Source organism: Kitasatospora sp. UYEF31, assembly GCF_057291755.1.
Genome location: NZ_JBXAWK010000085.1, coordinates 1 through 21,505, shown reverse-complemented (window position 1 = coordinate 21,505; position 21,505 = coordinate 1). Strand labels below are relative to the sequence as shown.

At 68.9% G+C, this 21,505-nt stretch carries 17 protein-coding genes; 8 read left to right on the top strand and 9 right to left on the bottom strand.

The window, feature by feature from the left end:
* Window positions 1–190 precede the first annotated feature (190 nt).
* The 7 genes from AC0Z36_RS27485 to AC0Z36_RS27455 all read right to left on the bottom strand — a co-directional run bounded on the left by AC0Z36_RS27485 (window position 191) and on the right by AC0Z36_RS27455 (window position 11,422).
* Complete coding sequence (locus AC0Z36_RS27485) at window positions 191–691, bottom strand: hypothetical protein (protein WP_485465767.1); 501 nt, start codon at window positions 689–691, stop codon at window positions 191–193.
* Entirely contained in the window at window positions 688–5,277 is a 4,590-nt protein-coding gene (locus AC0Z36_RS27480) for a DUF6531 domain-containing protein (RefSeq protein WP_485465766.1), read from the bottom strand. Before AC0Z36_RS27480 ends, AC0Z36_RS27485 begins: the two co-directional genes overlap by 4 nt.
* A gap of 13 nt (window positions 5,278–5,290) precedes the next feature.
* On the bottom strand, window positions 5,291–5,791 hold the full coding sequence (locus tag AC0Z36_RS27475; protein WP_485465765.1) for a hypothetical protein: 501 nt from the start codon (window positions 5,789–5,791) through the stop codon (window positions 5,291–5,293).
* The gene (locus AC0Z36_RS27470; RefSeq protein ID WP_485465764.1) at window positions 5,784–6,194 is read right to left on the bottom strand and encodes an SseB family protein; all 411 of its coding nucleotides are present in this window, start codon (window positions 6,192–6,194) and stop codon (window positions 5,784–5,786) included. The genes AC0Z36_RS27475 and AC0Z36_RS27470 overlap by 8 nt, the downstream gene beginning before the upstream one ends.
* A gap of 270 nt (window positions 6,195–6,464) precedes the next feature.
* On the bottom strand, window positions 6,465–8,453 hold the full coding sequence (locus AC0Z36_RS27465) for a GGDEF domain-containing protein (RefSeq protein ID WP_485465763.1): 1,989 nt from the start codon (window positions 8,451–8,453) through the stop codon (window positions 6,465–6,467).
* 538 nt (window positions 8,454–8,991) lie between these two features.
* Window positions 8,992–10,215 carry an adenylate/guanylate cyclase domain-containing protein gene (locus tag AC0Z36_RS27460; protein ID WP_485465762.1) on the bottom strand — a complete coding sequence of 408 codons (1,224 nt, stop codon included), beginning with the start codon at window positions 10,213–10,215 and terminating at the stop codon, window positions 8,992–8,994.
* Between the two features lie 382 nt (window positions 10,216–10,597).
* Entirely contained in the window at window positions 10,598–11,422 is an 825-nt protein-coding gene (locus AC0Z36_RS27455) for a biotin--[acetyl-CoA-carboxylase] ligase (protein ID WP_485465761.1), read from the bottom strand.
* Between the two features lie 181 nt (window positions 11,423–11,603).
* On the opposite strand from AC0Z36_RS27455, the gene AC0Z36_RS27450 reads away from it, so the two are divergent.
* The 6 genes from AC0Z36_RS27450 to AC0Z36_RS27425 all read left to right on the top strand — a co-directional run bounded on the left by AC0Z36_RS27450 (window position 11,604) and on the right by AC0Z36_RS27425 (window position 15,176).
* Window positions 11,604–13,193, top strand: coding sequence for an acyl-CoA carboxylase subunit beta (locus AC0Z36_RS27450; protein ID WP_485465760.1), 1,590 nt, complete (start codon window positions 11,604–11,606; stop codon window positions 13,191–13,193).
* A 226-nt stretch (window positions 13,194–13,419) separates the two neighbouring features.
* A complete protein-coding gene (locus tag AC0Z36_RS27445) occupies window positions 13,420–13,617 on the top strand; it encodes an acyl-CoA carboxylase epsilon subunit (RefSeq protein ID WP_485465759.1) in 198 nt (65 codons plus the stop codon).
* A 61-nt stretch (window positions 13,618–13,678) separates the two neighbouring features.
* Window positions 13,679–13,804 (top strand): hypothetical protein, encoded by a 126-nt coding sequence (locus AC0Z36_RS27440; protein ID WP_485465758.1) that lies wholly within the window; start codon window positions 13,679–13,681, stop codon window positions 13,802–13,804.
* A gap of 89 nt (window positions 13,805–13,893) precedes the next feature.
* The gene (locus AC0Z36_RS27435) at window positions 13,894–14,187 is read left to right on the top strand and encodes a hypothetical protein (protein ID WP_485465757.1); all 294 of its coding nucleotides are present in this window, start codon (window positions 13,894–13,896) and stop codon (window positions 14,185–14,187) included.
* Window positions 14,187–14,447, top strand: coding sequence for a hypothetical protein (locus AC0Z36_RS27430; RefSeq protein WP_485465756.1), 261 nt, complete (start codon window positions 14,187–14,189; stop codon window positions 14,445–14,447). Before AC0Z36_RS27435 ends, AC0Z36_RS27430 begins: the two co-directional genes overlap by 1 nt.
* 132 nt (window positions 14,448–14,579) lie before the next feature.
* On the top strand, window positions 14,580–15,176 hold the full coding sequence (locus AC0Z36_RS27425; protein WP_485465755.1) for a nucleoside triphosphate pyrophosphatase: 597 nt from the start codon (window positions 14,580–14,582) through the stop codon (window positions 15,174–15,176).
* Window positions 15,177–15,197: 21 nt separating this feature from the next.
* Here the strand turns inward: AC0Z36_RS27425 and AC0Z36_RS27420 are convergent, their stop codons facing one another.
* Window positions 15,198–16,712: a hypothetical protein gene (locus AC0Z36_RS27420; protein WP_485465754.1), complete on the bottom strand. Its 1,515-nt coding sequence runs from the start codon at window positions 16,710–16,712 to the stop codon at window positions 15,198–15,200.
* A 334-nt stretch (window positions 16,713–17,046) separates the two neighbouring features.
* Here AC0Z36_RS27420 and AC0Z36_RS27415 point away from each other — a divergent pair, with 334 nt between their 5' ends.
* Window positions 17,047–18,213: a YncE family protein gene (locus AC0Z36_RS27415; RefSeq protein ID WP_485465768.1), complete on the top strand. Its 1,167-nt coding sequence runs from the start codon at window positions 17,047–17,049 to the stop codon at window positions 18,211–18,213.
* Between the two features lie 209 nt (window positions 18,214–18,422).
* Window positions 18,423–20,189, top strand: coding sequence for an acetyl/propionyl/methylcrotonyl-CoA carboxylase subunit alpha (locus AC0Z36_RS27410; protein ID WP_485465753.1), 1,767 nt, complete (start codon window positions 18,423–18,425; stop codon window positions 20,187–20,189).
* A gap of 110 nt (window positions 20,190–20,299) precedes the next feature.
* Here AC0Z36_RS27410 and AC0Z36_RS27405 read toward each other — a convergent pair whose 3' ends face one another.
* The gene (locus AC0Z36_RS27405) at window positions 20,300–21,166 is read right to left on the bottom strand and encodes a DeoR/GlpR family DNA-binding transcription regulator (RefSeq protein ID WP_485465752.1); all 867 of its coding nucleotides are present in this window, start codon (window positions 21,164–21,166) and stop codon (window positions 20,300–20,302) included.
* Between the last annotated feature and the right edge of the window lie 339 nt (window positions 21,167–21,505).

Sequence of the window (21,505 nt, the reverse complement as noted above, 5' to 3'; positions counted from 1 at the left end):
CCAGCACGCCTTCTCCGCGACCGCCGTCAACGTCATCCGCCTCGACGCACACTGGCGTGACCCCACGCTTCACCCTGCCCGAACCAGCAGACTCGTACGACTCCACGCCCAACTCGCTGCATGAACACGGGAATTGCGCAACAGAGTCGCCCTGGACACGAACCCGACCTCATCCCGTGAATAGACACCTTCACCAGGCAACTCCATTCATTTTTACAATCAAACCGATAAGCTCTCCCGATTCAGATACTCCTACGCGAACCGGACCGCAATCGACATACCGCACCTCATCGGCTGGCGAGATTCTCAGATTGATAGTTTGAGATTCTCTCAGCGCTTCGATAGGTGCGGTACGGAAAATCACCCGATTCGAATATTCTTCGTAATCAGGAGTCTTCTTTATTGGCCAAATAGATCGATCGAGTATCACCCTACGGCCTTTTAGGATTTCCTTCACACAAAAACTGCGAAAGATTCCTTCTTGGGCAGGAAATTCAATCACGATAACTTGAAGAAGTTCGCCCGAATCCGGATCCACCTTAATTTCAATTTCCCCCCCTTCGGTTCCGGAGATTCTGAGATACAGGGGCTGGCTTGCGCAAATAGATCTCCAGGCGACTTTAAGCGGAACCCAAGGATCCGTGGTGATTTCCGCATCATCAGAGACGCATTCTCCGATAACTTTAATCATGCTCGCTGTCCTTGATAAAGCGCATGTATGAGCGCAGGAAGGGGGTCGGTTACCCGTTGGTTAAATTTCAATTCCCAGCCGCCAATGTTAACAGTTTCCCCCAGAGGGACGCCGTTCCGAGTTGCCTCCGTCACGGCAGAGCGGAGGCTGGCAAGTTGCGCTTGAGTTCCAATTCGAACCTGATCCAAACCTTGACCACGACGAGTCAGTGCATTTGCATATTCAGCCAGATGATCCGTTGCGTTCGGGTGCACCCATACAGGAATTCCTCCGGCGTTCATCTCGAATGATCTCGGGATTTCCGTTCCAGGATAATTTCCTTGAGTTCCTCGTATGTCATCCCAAACGGTTCCGGCACACAAAGGCGCAAGTCCGAGCGGATCACACCAGCTCATGGGGTTGTCGACATACCCGTGGTGATTGGGTGCCGGCGCCAGACCCAGCGGGTCGGGTCCGGCATACGCGCCGGTCTCCGGCGTGTAGTAGCGGAACAGGTTGTAGTGCCAGCCAGTCTCATCATCCCGGTACTGGCCGGGAAAGCCCAACAGGCAATCCAGACCGTCGCCAGCAGTCGACCCTACGGGCGTTCCCCACAGGCCTGCCCTGCGATGCCACCCCACCGTCCCCTCGCCGTCGACGAGTTCGGTGGGGGTCCCCACCAGGTCGGTGACGATCGCGAAGAACCGCGCGTCGACCTCGTCCTGCGGCGTTCCCGCATCGATATGGGGTTGTGAAGGATCAACCGCGCCAGGACGGTGCGTCTGGGACAACGGCCGGTGCGAACCCGGCGCGTAGTCCCACGCCACAGTCTCCCCCCGACCACCGCCGGTGGCGACAGCCTGTTCGGCCAACCGCGTGCCGTCCCAGGCGAAGCAGACCTCCTCGGCCACCGTCACGCCATCGGCACCCAGGCGCTGTTTTGCGGTACGCCGCCCCAGCGGGTCGTACACATACCGCCATTCCGTACCGTCCGGGGTCGTGACCCCCGTCATCCGGTCGTCGGCGTCCCAGCGGTAGGCCCACGCCTTCACCCCGCCCGACAGCAACTTCCGGGTGCGGCGCACCACCCTTCCCTGCTCGTCGTGCCCATAGCGGGTCCGCCCTGCGGTGCGGATCAGCGTGCCGGAGAACGCCCGCTCGCCCTGCGAGCCGTCGTCTGTGCCCGGATGCTCGGCGGACGTGATGTTGCCGAGACTGTCGTAGGCGTACCGCTCCGACCAGCCCCGCGCGTGCACCGCCGTGACCCGCCCGCCCGCATCCAGGTCGAAGCGCTTGAGACCGGTAGCCGCATCGTCGACCGCCGTCAGATACCCGTCGGCCCGATACGTGTAGTCCCGGCGGACCGCCTCCCGCGGCGCACTCGACGGCTCCATCGCCGCCAGGAACCTGCTCACCGGAGCACCCACCCGCAACGCCTGCACCGTCAGCCGGTCGGCCGCGTCCCACTCCTGCGCGAGCTCCACCGTCGGACCGATCCGCCGGGAGACCTCCCGCCCCGCCCCGTCGTAGCCGAAGGACAGGACGTGGCCGCCCGAGTCCAGCGCGGTCGGGCGGCCCGCCGCGTCCCAGGTCCAGGTGCTCACCTGCCCGGCCGGCGTCCGGCGCTCCGTCCGGCGGCCCAGCAGGTCGTACACACTGGACAAAGTCCCGCCGTTGGACGTCTCCGCGGTGATCCGGCCCAGCACGTCCCGGGTGAACTCCAGCTCCACATCCGGATTGACGGTCCGCAGCAGCCGCCCGGCCGCGTCATGCCGGAACACGGTGGTCCGGCCCGTGGCCGCATGCGTCTGCGCGGTGATCTGCCCGGCCGGGTCGCGGAGGTAGTCCACCACCTCGCCCGCGCCGTTGGACCGTTGCACCAACTGGCCTGCTACGTCGTGCCGGTAGGTCAGCTCCCGGCCGTTGAAGTCCGTCTCACCGACCAGCCGGCCCGCCGGATCGTAGTCGTACTCCCACGTCAGTCCCTGCGGGTTGGTGACCTGGGTCAGCCGCAACTCCGTGTCGTAGGCGAACGCGTACCGGACGCCGTCCGGGCCGGTCTGCGCCGACGGCAGGTCGAAGTGCGTCGCCTCGTAGACGGTGGTCTGCCCCAGGGCGTCGCGGTGCTCGACCAGGTTGCCCTCCCCGTCCCACACCCACTCCTCCCGCGCGCCGTCCGGGAGTTCCCGCCAGGCGGGTTTCCCCTCGGTCGTCCACCCGGAGCGGGAAGTGTGGCCCAGCGGACCGGTGACGGCGGCGACCCGCCCGAAGGAATCCCGGGCGATACGGGTGACCGCCCCCAGCGGATCAGTCACCCGCACCGGCAGCCCCGCCGCGTCACACACCACCGCGGTGACATGCCCCAACGCGTCGGTGACACCCGTCAGCTGACCCCGCCCGTCGTACGCGTACCGCGTCTCCCCGCCCGCCGGGTCCACCTGGGAGACGAGGTTCCCGCGCCCGTCATGCCCGAAGCGGTGCCGCGCCCCGTCCAGACCGGTGACCGCCGTCGGCACACACAGCACACCGTCGTACTCCGCCACCGCCACCGCACCGTCCGGCCGCACCACACCCAGCACATTGCCCGGCCCGTCGTACGCGTACGACGTCGTACGCCCCAGCGGATCGGTGACCGCCAGCAGCCGGTTGAACCGGTCCCACTCCCGCACCGTGGTGTTGCCCAGCGGGTCGGTCTCCGCCACCACCTGGAACATCCCGTTGTAGACGAACTTCCGCACGTGCCCCAGCGAATCGGTCACCCGCGTGGTCCGGTTCACCTCGTCGTACGCGAACCGCGCGTCCAGCGCCCCGTCACTGCCGGTACCGCGCACACACCGCCCGGCACCGTCGTACTCGTAGGAGTACCACGTGCCGTTACGGTCGGCCCACGAAGTGATCCGGTGCCGCTCGTCGTAGGTGAACTTCAACGGCTCACCGGAAGAGTTGACGACTTCGGCCAGGTCCCCGGCGTCGGAATATCCGTACCGCACCAGAACCACGTCACCGGACGCAGCCGCAGCCACATCAGCACCCTTGACCAGCGACGGCGCGGGCCGGTCCGCACCCACCAGCCGCAACCCGGTCACCCGGCCCAACACCGCATCGGTGTCGACACCGATCCGATAGCCCCCCGAATGCACGATCTCCACCGGAACCCCGGCATCGTCGTAGACGATCTCCATCCGGTTGCCGTTGCGGTCCGCCACCGCCTCCAACGGCACCACCAATCGGCCCGCCACCCCCGTGGGGCGCGCCCCCGGCAGCGGACGGAAGGACCACGACCGCCCCGACAGGGGGTCGGCCACGGTGAACACCCCACCCGCGGTGCCGTCCCACGACAACGGCCACCGCGCACCCGCCACTGGCAGCACCGCCGCTTCCGCACCCGATCCGGGCACCGGATAGCGCAGCCGCAACCCCTCCACCGTGGTGAACACCACCGCGTCCGCACCCAGTTCCAGATGCTGATCCAGCGTCGACGCCCACGACCGGCCGAACCACCGCCCCGACCGGAACGACGCCCGGTGCTCCCGCTCGAACAACAACGGCAGCACCCCCGCCAGCCGGACATCGGTCTGCGGCAGGAACATCTCCCCGGTGACCACATCCACCGGGTCACCGCCCGCCGTCGTGCAGTCCACGCCCTTGCAGTCCTTGTTGATCCTGCCCAGGTCGTCGGCCTTCTTCGCCGCCGCCTTCTCGGCTTCCTTCGCCGCAACCTCCGCTGCCTTCGCCGCGGCCCGTTCCGCCTTCGCCGCCGCTCCGACGCCCCCGCTGGCCACCGTCAGCACCAGGTCCGGGACCAGGTGCCCGGCCGCGCGCCAGGGATCCGACTTCCACGTCTCCCAGTCCGACGCAGCCTTGAGGAACTCCACCGGATGCGTGGCCCCGTCCTTCAACCCGCCGGCCAACGCCGCCAGATCCGTCCAGTAGCCCTTCGGGTCCGCCAACAACCGCACCGTGCTGAACTTCGCGGACATCTCCAGCATGTCCACCGTGGACTCCACCGCGCCCACCGTGAGCGACTTCAACGGCGTACGGCCCTCCGGAGCCGCCTTCGTCTGCGCCTTGAGCACCTTCTGGCAGTCCTGCAGCCCGTGCAGTTCCCGGTCCTTGACCCGCCCCAGATGGTCCTCGGCGTCCTTCATCAACGCCTTGCCCGGATCGTTCTTTGGCGGCGCGGCCAGGCACATCGCCTTGTCCTCGTCGCGATCCTGGGCAGCCTTGAAGTCCTGCACCTGCACCTGGTGCTCCCGCGACACCCGGCGCGCGGTCTCCGCCGCCGGGATCACCTGGAAGGCGATCTCCCCCTGTGCCTCCCGCACACACGTCGCATACGCCCGCAACGCCCCGGCGGCACTGGTGAACGCCGGCACCGCCTTGTCCAGGATCTTGGGCAGTTCGGCCAGCTGCCCCCGGAACCCCTCGGCCGCCTTGCCCTGCCACGCGTCGGGCCTGTCCAGTGACCGCAGCCGCCCGGACGAGTCCGCGACCGCCCCGCAGTACCCCGACAGTTGCGCGGCCAGAGTCTCCAGCCTCTCCCAGTCACCGGGGAGCAGCTCCCGGGCGGTGGCGCCCTCGGGGATCTTGTTGTCGTTCCTGCCCATGCTCGGAGATCCCCTACGGCTGGTGTGGCGCGACCGGGCTGGTGGACCCAGGCCCACCGGGGCCCGGCGCGGCCGGAACGGTCAGATCCAGCGGCGCGTTCCCCGGCACGCCGCCGGGAGTTCCGCCCTTCGGCACCGGGGCACCGGGCACCGGCGCGAACGGCAGAACCGGCTCATAGGCCACCGAGCCCGGCGTCTTCCCGGGCACCAGCCTCATCCGGCCGGCGGCCACCGCCTCGTTGCACTCGTACAGCAGGACGGTGTCGACCAGAGCCCGCTCGACGTCCTGTCCCCCGGTCACCACCTGCCCCATCGCATGGCCCCACCGGCGCAGGAACTCCTCAGCGACCACACTCAACGACGGATGCGGCCAGCCGGCCACGATCGACGCCATCCGCTCGTGGTGCTGCCAGATCTCCTGGGCGGTGCCCAACGCCTGCCCCAGCGGCGCGATCGTGCCACGCACCGCCTCCACATCGACCTGGAAGCCCCCGCCCCCACCGCTGTCAGCCACCGTTCGCCCCCGAAACAGAACCCGGACCCGGACCCGAAACCGACCCCGGACCCGGACCTGAAACCACGTCACCCCGCCACAACCCCGCACGCAAACGCACCGGCCGCACCCCCGCCGCATCCACCACCAAGTCGTAACCCACCGGCAACAGACCCAACAGATCCGCCCCGGTCAGACAGAACCAGTCACACTCCCCCGCGAACAACCCCACCTGCTCCAGCGAAGAGAACACCGGAACCATGCCGTCCCCCGGCACCCCCAGCGCCGCAAAACCCGGATGCTCAGGACGCACACACCACACCGTCGAAACCCGCAGCACGTCCAGGACTTCGCCCGGGGAACCCGCACCGCCGACCAGCCGCGCCACCGCGGCGGACAATCCGGACACGTCGGATACGGCCACGTCAGACCCCACAAAACACCTCCCCGTCATGCACTGATCACCGAAGGTGATCATACGGGGGACTGAGTTCGTCATACAAGCAGATGTGACTAAGAACCACCGCTCGCTGCTCTGACCGTCAGCGTTCCGTACGCTCGAACGGGAGCCCCGCCAACCACCAAAAACCCACCAACCACCAAAAACCACCGAATGCCAAAATCCCGCCGAATGCCAGAATCCCCACCGCCCGTCAGAACCCCCGACGGCCGCCCGCCAAAACGCTGCTGACGATCAGTCAGGCAGCGAAGCCCCACCCGTCAGCGCCACCGCGACCAGCGCCCGCAACACCGGCGCCAACGTGGTGAACTGCAAACTCAGGTCATCGGCGAAAATCTCCACCAGCCAGCCCCCGGCCGCGTTTTCGCCGCCCGCTGCAACCACCGCGCGATAGCCGTTGCCAAGGAGCAGCGACTCCTCCGCCGGATCAACGCCGGGCGCTCCGATCTCCGCGACAAAACCACCGCCGCGCACCGCCTGGGCGGTGGACGGGTAGGAAGCCAGCGCGTACTCGGACCCGACAGCGATCTCCCACGCCTGCACCCGCTTCTCCGGCCCGGACATCCGGTGCACGGAGTAGCGGACCGTACGCATCACCCGGCCGCCGGGCGGGACGTAGCTGATCCACCAGGCCGCCCCGTCGAGCATCCGCGCGAAGGTGTCGGCGAGGGCTTCGAGGCGGCCCAGGGTGTCGTCCCGGTGCACACTGCGCGGCTCCTGCTCGTCGAGCACGCCGAGTACGGCGGCGAGCAGCCGACCCGGTTCGGCGTTGTGCAGTGCGCCGCGGAAGCGGCGGCGGTCCCGCTGCGGCAGGCCTGCCTCGTCGTCGCCGTTATCAGCCAGGGCCGCCGCTCCGGCCAGCGACACCGTGAGGTCGGGGCTCTGGCCCCGGCCCGCCACCACGGGGCGGGTGGCCCGGGTCCCCTTGGCCCGGTACTGCGCCGCGTCGGCGAGCCGGAACAGCCGGTCCGCACTGGTCACTTGGCCCACCGGGTCGCCCGTGGAGGCGACGCCGCAGGCCACGCCCTCGCCGTCGGGCATCCGCAGTGCGCGCCCGCACAGTTCCTCGGCCACGGCGACGACCTCGTCGGCCGTGAAGGACTCGGCCAGGATGCAGAACTCGTCGCCGCCGAGCCTGGCGGCGATCGATCCGGGCAACAGGGCGCTGCACGCGGACAGTTGGTCGGCGAAGCGCTCCAGGAGCCGGTCGCCGACGTCGTGCCCGCGTTCGTCGTTGAGCCGCTTGAGGCCGTTGACGTCACAGACGATCAGGCTGACCACCAGGCCGTCGCGGACGTGCCGTTCGATCGCGGCGTCCAGGCGGCTGTCCACCGCGCGGCGGTTGGCCAGGCCGGTCAGGGCGTCGGTGAAGGCGAGTTTCTCGATCTGCGCGAAGTGTTCGGCCTGAGCGAGCCCGGCGGAGATCTGCCCGGCGAGCACGGCGGCGAACTCGGCGTCCAGTGCGTCGAAACGGTCCTGTCCGGGGCGACGGGCGAGGTACAGCTCGCCCCACACTTTGCCCTCGACCATGATCGGCGCGATCAGGCAGGAGGAGCGGCCCCGGCGGCGCAGCGCGGCGGCACGTTCGTCGTCTTCGTCGTCGTTGCAACCCCAGGTGACGGCGCAGTCGTCGGTGCAGTCGTCGGCTGCGGAGAACCCGATCGCGACGTCGGCCCCGATCCCGCCTCCTTCAGCCCCGGTCCCAGCCGCAACCTCAGTTCCAGCCCCGGCCCCGGCCCCGGCCCCGGCCCCAGCCCCAGCCCCAGTGGACCGGCCCCTGACGCCAAGGCGCTGATCCGCCGCGCCGGTGATCTGATCCCTGGCGCTGACGATCTGCGGGAAGTCACTCACCGCGTACGTCTCAGCGGCCGGCAGCGGCTCTTCGCCCTCGGCCAGTTCGCCGTCGTTGACCAGGACGCGCAATTGTCCGCTGTCGCGCTCCCACACGGAGATCGACACCAGCGAGGCGTCCAGGGCCGTACGGACCTGCCCGGCGGAGATGCGGACGACGTCCATGTAGTGGTGGGCGGTCGCCAGGGCTTTGGCCAGGGAGATCACCGCCTGGAGCCGGCGGGCCGCGTCGTGACCGCCCGGCTGCCCGGCGAGCTGCGGGAGCGTCGTGAGGTCCGGGGTCGTCACATCGGGCGTCGTGCGGTCGGACGGGGTCTGCCCGACGGCCGACTGGCCGGATCCTGGGGCACAGTGCGCTGCGACCGTCCTCACCTCGCTTCCACCGCCCGGGGACGGCCGGGGTCGGCGACGTGTATACGACTCCGGCCGGTGGCGTTCATACGAAGATCCGACACCCGGTGAGGCTCAGAATATGCCGATCGTCGCGCAAAAGCAGACAGGGATCGCTCTTCGTCCGTGACTTCCCCCACGCATTCCGACCACATCTGCGCACACCGGCCCTCAGGTCTGAACTCCACGCCCGCACGCCGCACAGGCGCCCCCGCCATGCTGACGAACCATACCCGTAAGTATGGGTGTCGCGACTCCCCGTGTCCGGATCGCAATGCCTGCCGCCCTCAAAAAGGACCAACCAGACAGTCATGACGTACGGGTAACCCGTACGCCCAGGCCTTTCCGGCCAAGCCCGACACGCCTGAACGCCCGGACAACCCCGTCAGCGCACCGCCGGGCCGACCACCGCGCCGACCCGACCACCGCGCCGGAACGGCCGTGACGCCGGAACCGACCGCCGCACCGGACCAACCGCACCGCCGGGCCGCCGCACCGACCACCCCGCCGGACCGATCGCTCAGCGCGCCCCCGGCTCGTCCCTGCGCCGCAACGTCCACGGCTCGACCAGCCCGAGGCCGCGCACCGGGCGCTGCCACATCGCCTGCAGGACGTACCGGTTGTCGTCCCGCAGTTCGTCGGCCAGCGCCTTGTCGATCACCATCGTGTCCTTGGGGCCCAGCGCCGTCAGCCGGCTGGCCAGGTTGACCGTCGTGCCGAACACGTCGCCCATCCGGGACAGCACCTGTCCGTACGCGATTCCCACCCGCAGCTTCGGCAGCACGGGGACCTTGCCGATCTCCTCGATCAGCCGCAGTCCGGTCTCCACCGCGGCCTCGGGGGTGAACGCCACGAACAGCACTTCGTCGCCCAGGGTCTTGACGAGCCGGCCGCCCATGTCGGTGATGACGTTGAACGCGGTGTCCTCGAACGTCTGCACGAGGTGGGCCAGCTCGGCCTCGGTCATATTGCGCGACAGCCTGGTGTAACCGACCAGGTCGGCGAACCCGACCGAGAGCTTCTGCCCGACCGTGTGGTGGTCCGCGAGCGTCTGCATCGCCCTGGTGGTGGCCGCCGCGAGGTGCCGCCGCCACGCGTAGGTGACGAGTTCCTCCAACTCCAGCATCACGCCACCGGCACCCCGTATGACCTGCTCGGAGCGGGAGGAGGCGAGTTCCCCGCCGACGTACTCGATCCAGGCCTCGGTCTGCCACTCGGCGAACCTCGCCATCGTCTGACCGAGGGACCGGACGAACTGACCGGCCACCGACTCCGGCAGCCTGCCGTCCTTCACCAGTTCGACGAGCCGGGACAGCGCCGCGACATCGGCGTCGGTGAACGCCCGCGCGTGCCCGAAGTCGGCGAACCCCAGGGCCCGCCACATCTTGCGCGCCTCGGGCAGCGGGATGCCGACGAGTACGGCCGCCTCACCCGAGGTGTAGCGGCGGTCCGAGCCCAGGACCGTCTGCTCCATCTCGGCGACGATGCTGCGGACCGCCTCGATGTTGGTGAGATCGGGCAGGGGCGCGGTGCGCAGCGGGTTGCGCGCCGCCACGAGGTCCGCCTCGTCGATCTCGTCGATGTCCGGGATCAGCGGCACCCCGGCGGAGTCGACGAGCCGGTCCGTCCCGTCCATCCTGCTGACTCCGTCCGGTCCGGCGGGCATCCCGGGGATGCTCCCGCCTCCACCGATCGGTACCGGGCCGGTCTGTGCGGATGTGGCGGGGGTCCGCTCCTCGGGCATGCGCTCCACCGTGGGACAAGGTGCACCCTCCTGCGGTCCCGCGGCAGCGCGGGTCCGACGACGGGTGCTCGTGGGAAGATCTGACTAAGAGGCCACAGTACGTGGCACAGGTCACACCGATCATCACCCGCCCCCGGTTCCGTCGTCCAGCCCGATGGTGAATGATCTTTTGTCGCTTCCACCGGGGCGCTCCGGCCGGCAGCGCACCCGGCAAACCGCCCGGCAAACCGCCAGCCAAACCGCCCGGCAAGCTGCCCGACAAACGGAAGTGCCGACCCGACAGTCTTTACCGGCGTACGGATTACCTCGAACGCGTGGCCGAGCTGCGACACCTCCACGCCGTCAACCGCCGTCAATCACCGTCAACCACGGTCATCCGCCGTCAACCGCTGTCGCCCGGCCTGACGTGGATGACATCGCCCGCTCCGACCTGCACCGGACCGTCCGGCCCCGCCACGGTCAGTCTGCCCTCCGCGTCGATGCCCGCCGCCCGGCCGAGCAGCGCCTTCCCGCCCGGCAGCTCGACCCTGACCCGGCGGCCGAGCGTCGCACAGAGCCGCACGTACTCCGCGTGCAGTCCACAGGCGACCGCGTCACCCGACGTCTCCCGCCAGCGGCCGTACCAGGTCTCAAGCTCACGCAGGACGGCCCGGATGAGCGTGTCCCGGTCGGTTGACTGCGATCCGGCCAGCGCCAGCGAAATCGCGGTCGGCACCGGCAGCTCGGCGTCCTTGAGTGTCACGTTGAGCCCAAGGCCGACCACCACGCCGTCCCCGGCGCGCTCGGCGAGGATCCCCGCGAGTTTCCGGTCCTGGACCAGCAGGTCGTTGGGCCACTTCAGCCGTACGTCCACAGCGGAGACCGCAGTGGTCCCCCGTGCCGCCGCGACACCCACCAGGAGTGGCAGCCAACCCCAGTGGGCGACCGGCACCCCCTGCGGTTTGAGCAGCACCGACATCGCCAACCCTGAGCGCGGCGGGGCGGTCCACCGGCGGTCGAGCCGCCCGCGCCCGGCCGTCTGCTCCTCGGCGATCAGGACGAGGCCCTCGACCTCACCCGCGCGTTTGGCCAGGTCGGCGTTCGTCGACCCGGTCTGCGGAACGACCACGACCTCACGCCACAGCCCGCCGGGGCGCGCGAGCACCCGGTTCAAAGCGGCCCCGTTCAGCGGCGGGCGGTCAAGGTCGGTGAAAGGCGAACCGGTCATAGCCGCCAGCGTAGGGGGCTGTCGCGCCGACTCGGCGAACTGGTGGCAGCGTGTCCTACGGGCGTATCCCCAACCGTCCGGCACGTGATCAGTGCCACCTTTTCCCGGTCCTCCGACAGAGGGACGTGGCGGCGCGGCTACGCTACGGGAGCTTCCGTAGGACGTGACAGGAGAGCGCACGATGGGTCAGGCACCGCAGGGCGATCCCGATATCCACACCACCGCAGGCAAAATCGCCGACCTGCGCCGCCGGGTCGACGAGGCGGTTCACGCAGGTTCGGCGCGCGCTGTGGAAAAGCAGCACGCCAAGGGCAAGATGACCGCCCGCGAGCGGATCGAGTACCTCCTCGACGAAGGTTCCTTCGTCGAGCTGGACGAGTTCGCCCGCCACCGCTCCACGAACTTCGGTCTGGAGAAGAACCGCCCGTACGGCGACGGTGTGGTGACCGGCTACGGCACCGTCGACGGACGCCAGGTGTGCGTGTTCTCGCAGGACGTCACGATCTTCGGCGGCGCACTCGGCGAGGTCTACGGCGAGAAGATCGTCAAGGTCCTCGACCTGGCGATCAAAACCGGCGTGCCGATCATCGGCATCAACGAGGGCGGCGGCGCACGCATCCAGGAGGGCGTGGTCTCCCTCGGTCTGTACGGCGAGATCTTCCGCCGCAACGTGCACGCCTCGGGTGTCATCCCGCAGATCTCGCTGATCATGGGCGCGGCAGCCGGCGGACACGTCTACTCCCCCGCGCTGACCGACTTCATCGTGATGGTCGACCAGACCTCGCAGATGTTCATCACCGGCCCCGACGTCATCAAGACGGTCACCGGTGAGGACGTCACGATGGAGGACCTGGGCGGTGCGCGCACGCACAACACCAAGTCCGGCAACGCGCACTACATGGGCGGCGACGAGAAGGACGCACTGGAGTACGTCCAGGGTCTGCTGTCGTACCTGCCGAGCAACAACATGGAGCCGGCGCCGTCGTTCAACGAGGCCGCTGAGCTTGAGGTCAACGAGCACGACCTCGAACTCGACACGCTGATCCCGGACTCGGCGAACCAGCCGTACGACATGCACAAGGTCATCGAGCACATCCTCGACGACGACGAGTTCCTCGAAGTGCAGCCGTTGTTCGCGCCGAACATCATCGTCGGCTTCGGCCGGGTCGAGGGTTCGAGCGTCGGCGTCGTGGCCAACCAGCCGATGCAGTTCGCCGGTTGCCTGGACATCGACGCGTCGGAGAAGGCGGCCCGGTTCGTCCGCACGTGCGACGCCTTCAACATCCCCGTCCTCACCTTCGTGGACGTGCCCGGCTTCCTGCCCGGCACCGACCAGGAGTGGACCGGCATCATCCGCCGCGGCGCGAAGCTGATCTACGCGTACGCCGAGGCCACCGTGCCGCTGATCACCGTGATCACACGCAAGGCGTACGGCGGCGCGTACGACGTCATGGGCTCCAAGCACCTGGGCGCGGACGTCAACCTCGCGTGGCCGACCGCGCAGATCGCGGTGATGGGCGCACAGGGTGCGGCCAACATCGTGTACCGCAAGGAACTCGCGGCAGCCGAAGACCCGGACGCCCGCCGCGCCGAGTTGATCAAGGAATACGAAGACCACCTGCTCAACCCGTACATCGCCGCCGAACGCGGTTACGTGGACGCGGTGGTCCTGCCGTCGGAGACCCGCGCGCACATCGTGAAGGCCCTGCGGGTGCTGAAGGGCAAGCGCGAGACGCTTCCGCCCAAGAAGCACGGGAACATCCCGCTGTAACTGATTCCGGGCTCCAAGCCCGGGCTGTACTGATACCGGGCTCCAAGCCCGGGCGTTTTCCTCACCTCTCCGTCGCTGACGCTCCGGAGAGGCTCGGCGCCCGGGCGTCGCCCGGAAAAGCTGCGTCCTGCGGACGCGCTCCCTCGCTTTCGCTCGGTCGCCTCGTGGGGGGTTTCGCTCGGTCGCCTTGTGGGGGTTTCGCTTGGTCGCCTCTTAGGAGTTAGTCATGATCAAAGTTGTACGGGGTGCGCCCACTCCGGAGGAACTGGCCGCGCTGGTCACGGTCGTAGCCGCGAAGGCCGCTGCGACCGGGGCCGTTGAGGAGGCACCCGTGCCGTCCCGGTGGAACGCGCCGACGACGCTGCACCGTCGGCAGTCGCACCCGGGCCCGGGTGCCTGGCAGGCGAGCGCGCGGGCGCGCTGACCTGCTAACTGAGTACTCGTACTCACGATCCTTGACGTGGCGACGGCCCAGGATGTCGGGCATGCTTTCCTTCGACAAGACCCCAGAAGAGTTCCGGCGCGCCGCTGACTTCCAGCGGCGCGCCGTTCTCATACTGCCGCTGCTCATCGTCATCGGTCTCATCGTGCTTGCCTTCGGCGTATTTTGACCTTGCCTCACCCGGTTAACAACGCGTTCCCGGACGTACACTTTGTGTGCAGGTTAGATTCCTGACATCTCGGGACAAGGGGCGCAACAATGGGCGCATCTATACATTCAGCAGACAATGCGGCATCGGGCATCCCGACCGTGCACGTGCCGCGCACCATCGGGGGGCTGCGCGAAGTCCTCTCCCAGGAACTCGTCGTGGACTTCGAGCAGGACCTCTCCGAAGCCGACGTGAGCGTCCTGCCCGACGTGCTGGCCACCTGGCGGATGCGGGCCGCGGTGCACGCCGACCCGGCGACGCTGTCGCTCCTGGAGGACCTGCGCAAGGGTCTGATCCCCGAGGACGAGTTCGTTCCGGCCCCGGCCCGTGGAGGCCGTCGCTGATGTATGTGGTCCGGTACACCAAAGCCGTGTCCACGGCTATGGAAGAAGCTCCTGAGCAGATCAGAACCGCTGTCGACGGCGTCATCGCGCTCTTGCAGTGGGAACCCTTCTACGCCGGCCGCAAGCTGCACCCCAAGGGCCCCGAAGGTGAACGGGCCGCCGCTTTCAGCACGCCGACCGGGGCCGACGGGTTCATCGTCTACCACATCGCCCGTACGCAACGGGTGGTCCGTGTCGTGCGGCTGCTGTACATCGACTGAACCCTCCACAGCCCGTCGCGTCGGTCCTGTGCAGAAGTCCCCCGCTGATCTTTCAGCGGGGGACTTCTGCACAGGACCGACGCGACGCAGCGCGGCGCAGCGCGGCACCGCCGGTCCGGGATAATCGCCCCCATGCCCGCACGCACCCTGATCCTCGCCTCCCAGTCCCCCGCCCGGCTCGGGCTCCTCAAGAACGCCGGACTCGACCCGCAGGTGATCGTCTCCGGTGTGGACGAGGACGCCCTGACCGCCGCGACCCCCCGTGAGCTGGCCCTGGTGCTCGCCGTAGCCAAGGCCGAAGCCGTGGCTTCGCAGCTCACCGGCGGTGAACTCGTCGTCGGCTGCGACTCCGTACTCGAACTCGACGGTCAGGCGCTCGGCAAGCCCGCCTCCCCCGGGGAGGCCCTGGAGCGCTGGCGGGACATGCGGGGCCGGGAGGGCGTGCTGCTCACCGGGCACTGTGTGATCGACACCGCGACGGGCCGTCAGGTCGCCGAAACAGCTGCAACGACCGTACGGTTCGGCACCCCGGACGACGCTGAACTCGCCGCGTACATCGCCACCGGCGAACCCCTTTATGTAGCGGGGGCGTTCACCCTGGACGGGTACGCGTCCCCGTTCATCGACGGCATCGACGGCGACCCGGGCAACGTCATCGGACTGTCGCTGCCGCTCTTCCGCCGGCTGCTCGCGCAGCTGGACGTACGGATCACCGACCTCTGGGCTTGAGCTTCCACGGAGAAACCGAGGTCACCGCCGGCCGGGCACCGGGCGCGCGAACGGGTTCGGCCGAGGCCGGAACACCACCCCGAGCAGCGCGAGCGCCAAGGCGATCCCGGCCAGCACCAGGAGTGCGATCGGCACCCCGCCGGGCTTGTCGGTCAGGTGACTGATCCAGCCGTAATCCTTCTGGGCCGCCTGCAGTTGCGGCCACACCGGACCGCAGGCCGCGTCCAGCCCCAGGGCCGCGATGGCCGGTTCGGGTCGCAGTGTGCCGATCAGCACACCCAGCGCCCCGGCCGCCGCGCAGCGGATGAGGAGTTGGTGGGTCTGCCCGGTGTCCGCGCCGATCACCTCCGCCAGCACGAGGGCGACAGCGGCGATGCCCAGCGCCCACACGCCGAGGAAGCGGGACAGGAGTGCCCCGGCGATCCCGGCCGCGGCCATCCCGAGCAGCCAGGGCGCGGCGTTTGACGAACCCTCAAGGCCTAGGCCCGGGTTGCCGCCCGTACGGTCCCAGGCGAACAGTGCGGCCGGGAGCGCGGCCAGGCCGACCGCCATGGCCAGCATCCCCCCGGACACCGACGGGATGCCGCCCTCCCTTCCGTTCCACACTGCGGCGATGAAGCAGGCTGCGAGCGCGAAGACGGGCCACAGGCTCAGCCAAGTCGGGGCGTCGTCGCCTTTCACCAGTTGGATGACTGACACGGTCAAACCCACCAGGCCGAGCCCGAAGACCGCGCGGAAGACGCTGTGGTTGCGGTCCCAGCCCTGGTTGGGCCCGACGAGGGCGAGGCCGGTGGGCAGCAGTGCCAGGACGAGCACAAAAGCGAGGAGTGGCAGGAAGGACAGCCAGGACGTCTCCTGGTGCCACAGCGGATCCAGGATCTTCTTGCCGCCCACCGTGAACAACAGGGGCAGTGCGGCGGCGACGGTGGCGGCCAGGGCCGCGTTCAAGGCCGTACGGTGCCGTGGCGGGCACAGGTGAATCCACAGGACCACGCCGACCAGGACCTGGGTGGCGAAGGCGAAACGCAACAGGTAGATGAGCGCGAACCAGCGCGGGGGCTCGTCGCCACCGTTGCCGAGCAGGTCCAGCAGGGAAGTCGAGGCGCAGCCGGCCAGGCCGATCAGCAGCACTCCGGCCACCGCCCCACGCCGGTCGACGAACCGGGAGTCGGTCAGTCCGGCGCCGCCGATGACCAGCGGGATCGACCAGGGCAGCAGCACCTGGACGAGGTCCCAGAAACCCCAGTCGTTGCCAGTGGCCGCCGGTGCGGGGGCGCCGTAGATGCCACCGGCGCCCGTCGGGGACACCAGGTCGGGCGCCGGGATCTGGGCCCGCAGGAGCACGAGCGCCGTGGCCGTCGAGATGACCACAAGGATGACGGCCGGAAGCCATTCGAAGGACTTCGCGCCGGTCGGCTCGGGCCGCCGTGCGCGACGTTCGGCGACGCCCGCTCCGACCTCGTAGATTCCGCGGAAAAGCCCTCCTCCACCGCCGAACCGTCGTGTCCGCTGACCTGGTGGAAACTCTTGAGCCATGGTGCGCCGCCTCCCCTGCCGGACCCCCGGCCCGGCTCCTTCGCAGCATAGGGGCGCTGGGCCGACGGGGACCCCGGGGCGTCTGACGCGGGCGGCACGGTGGCCCAGTTGTGACTGTCGCGCGACCGGAGCGACTGTGACTGTCGCGCGACCGGGGTGACGCTGATGGGACTGTCGCGCGACCTGGGTGACGCTGACCCGTTCCCGTGATCGACCGGCTAAAATTGGTCTGTACGGGTGAACTTTGTGTGCCAGCATCGGGTTCGGCTTCTAGCCTGCCCCCGTGTCCCGTACCCAACGACCGCTTCGCGCGGCCCTCCTGGCAAGTGTCGGCATGCTGACGGCAGCGGCGGTGACCGGCGGCTGCTCGTCCGACCCGACGTCGCCGACCGCGCGCGGGAGCTCCGCTGAAGCGTCGTCGCAGGCCCCCGCCCCCGCTCCGACGCAGCAGATCCGGACGATCCCCGGGATGCCGCCGGTCCTGGATCCGGCGGACCTCTATTCGGCGGACCGGCCGGGCCAGCTGTCCGACGTGGTGAAGGGCTTCCCGTCGTACGTCTACGTCCCCAACAGCGAGTCGGACACGGTCAGCGTGATCGATCCGGTGACGTACACGATCGTCGACACCATCAAGGTGGACCGGCAGCCGCAGCACGTCGTGCCGTCGTGGGACCTCAAGACCCTGTGGGTGAACAACAACCGGGGGCACACGCTCACCCCGATCGACCCGGCGACCGGCAAGGCGGGCAAGCCCGTCGAGGTACACGACCCGTACAACCTCTACTTCACGCCGGACGGGAATTCAGCCGTCGTGATGGCCTCGATGGACCGCGAACTCGTGTTCCGTGACCCGCACACGATGGCGGTCCAGAAGACCGTCCCGGTGGACTGTTACGGCGTCAACCACGCGGACTTCGCACCGGACGGCTCGTACTTCATCGTGTCCTGCGAGTTCAGCGGCGAGCTGCTGAAGGTCGACACCGTCAAGCGCGAGATCATCGGCAAGCAGAAGCTGGACGCGCACCACTCGATGCCGCAGGACGTCAAGATCTCGCCGGACGGGAAGACCTGGTACGTCGCCGACATGGCCACGGACGGCGTGTGGGTGCTGAACGGCGACACCTTCTCCAAGCCGGTGCTCATGCCGACCGGCAAGGGCGCCCACGGGCTGTACGTCTCACGTGATTCGAAGCAGATGTACATCTCCAACCGCGGTGAGGGCTCGGTTTCGTTGTTCACCTTCGACGGGAAGCAGCCGCTGGGCGGCAAGTTGACCGCCAAGTGGCACCTGCCGGACGGCGGGAGCCCGGACATGGGCGGGGTGTCCGCGGACGGCAAGGTTCTGTGGCTGTCCGGGCGCTACAACAGCGAGGTGTACGCGATCGACACCGCCGACGGGCACCTGATCAAGCGCATCCCGGTCGGCAAAGCACCGCACGGACTGTGCGTCTATCCGCAGCCGGGGCGGTACTCGACGGGGCACACGGGGATCTTCCGGTAACGGTTAGGGAACCTTACGAATTGGGACCCTCGCCCGGACGGGCTACCTTGAAACCGTCGGCGACGTCGCCGACACAAGCCCGGAGCGCCCGGGATCAGCGCATTCGCCCCTTCCCGGGCACGTGGCAGTCGTCACTGTCTTGCAGGGCGGCATCTGTGACGCGTGTCGCGCTCCCTAGACTCTTCGCAGCTTTAGGAGGAGGAGCAATCGTGCGCAAGGTACTCATCGCCAACCGCGGAGAGATCGCTGTCCGAGTAGCCCGTGCTTGCAAGGACGCCGGAATCGAATCCGTCGCCGTCTACGCAGACCCGGACCGGGACGCTCTGCATGTCCGGGTGGCCGACGAGGCCTACGCACTCGGCGGCGACACGCCCGCCGCGTCGTACCTCGACGTCGCCAAGGTTTTGAAGGCCGCCGCAGACTCCGGGGCGGACGCGGTCCACCCCGGTTACGGCTTCCTGTCGGAGAACGCCGAGTTCGCCCAGGCCGTCATCGACGCGGGGCTGACCTGGATCGGCCCGCCGCCGCAGGCCATCCGCGACCTGGGTGACAAGGTCGCGGCCCGGCACATCGCCCAGCGCGCCGGTGCGCCGCTGGTCGCCGGCACGCCCGACCCGGTCACCGGTTCGGCCGAGGTCGTGGAGTTCGCGAAGGCCCACGGCCTGCCGGTCGCCATCAAGGCGGCGTTCGGCGGCGGTGGTCGCGGCTTGAAGGTCGCCCGCAACCTCGAAGAGATCCCGGAGCTGTACGACTCAGCCGTGCGGGAGGCCGTCGCGGCCTTCGGCCGTGGTGAGTGCTTCGTGGAGCGCTACCTGGACAAGCCCCGGCACGTCGAGACGCAGTGTCTGGCCGACCAGCACGGCAACGTCGTGGTCGTGTCCACCCGGGACTGCTCGCTGCAGCGCCGGCACCAGAAGCTTGTGGAGGAGGCCCCCGCGCCCTTCCTCAGTGCGGCGCAGAACGCGGAGCTGTACGCCGCGTCGAAGGCGATCCTGAAGGAAGCCGGCTACTTCGGCGCCGGCACGGTCGAGTTCCTCGTCGGCCAGGACGGCACGATCTCCTTCCTGGAGGTCAACACGCGCCTGCAGGTCGAACACCCGGTGACCGAAGAGGTCACCGGCATCGACCTGGTGCGTGAGATGTTCCGCATCGCCGACGGTGAAGAGCTCGGGTACGGCGACCCCGAAGTCCGGGGGCACTCGTTCGAGTTCCGCATCAACGGCGAAGACCCGGGTCGCGGCTTCCTGCCGGCACCGGGCACCGTGACGACGTGGCAGACCCCGTCGGGTCCGGGCGTACGGGTCGACTCGGGCGTCGAGGCCGGCTCGGTCATCGGCCCGGCCTGGGACTCGCTCCTGGCCAAGCTGATCGTCACCGGCGCGACCCGCAAGCAGGCTCTGGAGCGGGCCAAGCGCGCGATCGCGGAGTTCAAGGTCGAGGGCATGGCCACCGCGCTGACCTTCGACAGCCGGGTTGTCGTGGACCCGGCGTTCGCGCCGGAGATCCACGGTTCGGACGCGGCGTTCACCGTCCACACCCGATGGATCGAAACCGAGTTCGACAACACCATCGCGCCGTTCAAGCCGGTAGGCGGGGACGCGGACGAGCCGACCGAGCGTGAGGCCGTGACCGTCGAGGTCAACGGCCGCCGCTTCGAGGTCGTGCTCCCGGCGTCGCTCGGCACGTCGGCGGCTCCGGCGGCCGGGGCGAAGAAGGCGCCCAAGCGCGGTGGTTCGAAGAAAGCCGGGGCCGCCGCCTCGGGTGACTCGTTGACCTCGCCGATGCAGGGCACGATCGTCAAGGTCGCCGTCGAGGAGGGCCAGGAGGTCGCCGAAGGCGAGCTGATCGTGGTGCTTGAGGCGATGAAGATGGAGCAGCCGCTGAACGCCCACCGGGCGGGCATCGTCAAGGGCCTGACCGCCGAGGTCGGCTCCAGCGTCACCTCAGGCGCGGTCATCTGCGAGATCAAGGACTGACGCGGCAGCAGCGCCAGTAGACACAAAATCGCGGGAGCCGGGTGAACGGATTCGTTCACCCGGCTCCCGCGTTGTGTGCCGGTGTACTACACCTGCTTACCGCGCCCGGCTTACTGTTCCTGGTTGATGCGTGACTCCCGCGCACCGGGAATCGAGCCCGGCAGCGGTTCGCCGTTGAATTCCGTCCGCGCGCCCGGGACGGCCCGCTGGGGGATCTGCGCGACGTGCACCTGGGTGCCGATCGCGGAGAACTCCTCCAGGACCTCCGGCGGGGCCTCCTCGTCGACCACCAGGTGGGTGACCCGCTCGGGGGCGACGGTCTGGAACATGGTGTCCACCCCCATCTTGGTGTGGTCCACCAGGACGACGACCTCGTGCGCGGCCTGGACCAGCGCCCGGTCGACGCTCGCGGAGAGCATGTTCGACGTGGACAGCCCGCGCCCGGGGCTCAGGCCGTTGCCCGACAGGAACGCCCGGCGCACCCGCAGCCCGGACAGGGCCTGCTCGGCACCGCTGCCCACAAGTTCGTAGGACGATCCGCGCAGTGTGCCGCCGGTCATCACCACCTCGACGCGGTTGGCGTGCGCGAGAACCTGGGCGACGAGCAGCGAGTTGGTGACGACAGTCAGGCCCGGGATCCGGGCGAGCCGTCTGGCCAGCTCCTGCGTGGTCGTCCCGGCACCCACCACGATGGCGTCGCCCTCGTCGACCAGCGACACCGCGCGGTCGGCGATGGCGGCCTTCTCGGCGGCGCACAGGTGGGTCTTCTGTGAGTAGCTGGGCTCCCGGGCGAGACCTCCGGGAAGCACCGCGCCGCCGTGGCGACGGTCGAGCAACCCCTCTGCTTCAAGCGCGCGGACATCGCGGCGGACGGTCACTTCTGACGTCTGGACTACGCGGGCCAGCTCTCTGAGGGAGACGGCCCCGTTGGCTCGGACCATTTCCAGAATCAGCTGACGACGCTCTGCAGCGAACACGTGACGAAGGTAACGCGGACGACCGCCTTGTTTCAGCGCTTTGCGGTACTTACCCGAACTTGTTCACGCGTGACGGTGACAGCGGGTACGTTTCCGGGCAGGCGTGACCGTTTTGGTGGTAAGGGGCATATCACCCCGGCAGTGGCGCGGATACACCACAGGGCCGACCCGACGGGCGCGAAGCGCCCCAGCAGCACCCCCACGAAGCGAGGGCGCGCAGCGCCCCGAGCGCGCCCACCACGGGGCGAGGGCGCGCAGCGCCCCGAGCGCGCCCGGAGGGCGCGGCCCGACCGGGCGACGCGCGGGCGCCGAACGGCCCCGGAGCGCAGCGACGGGGAC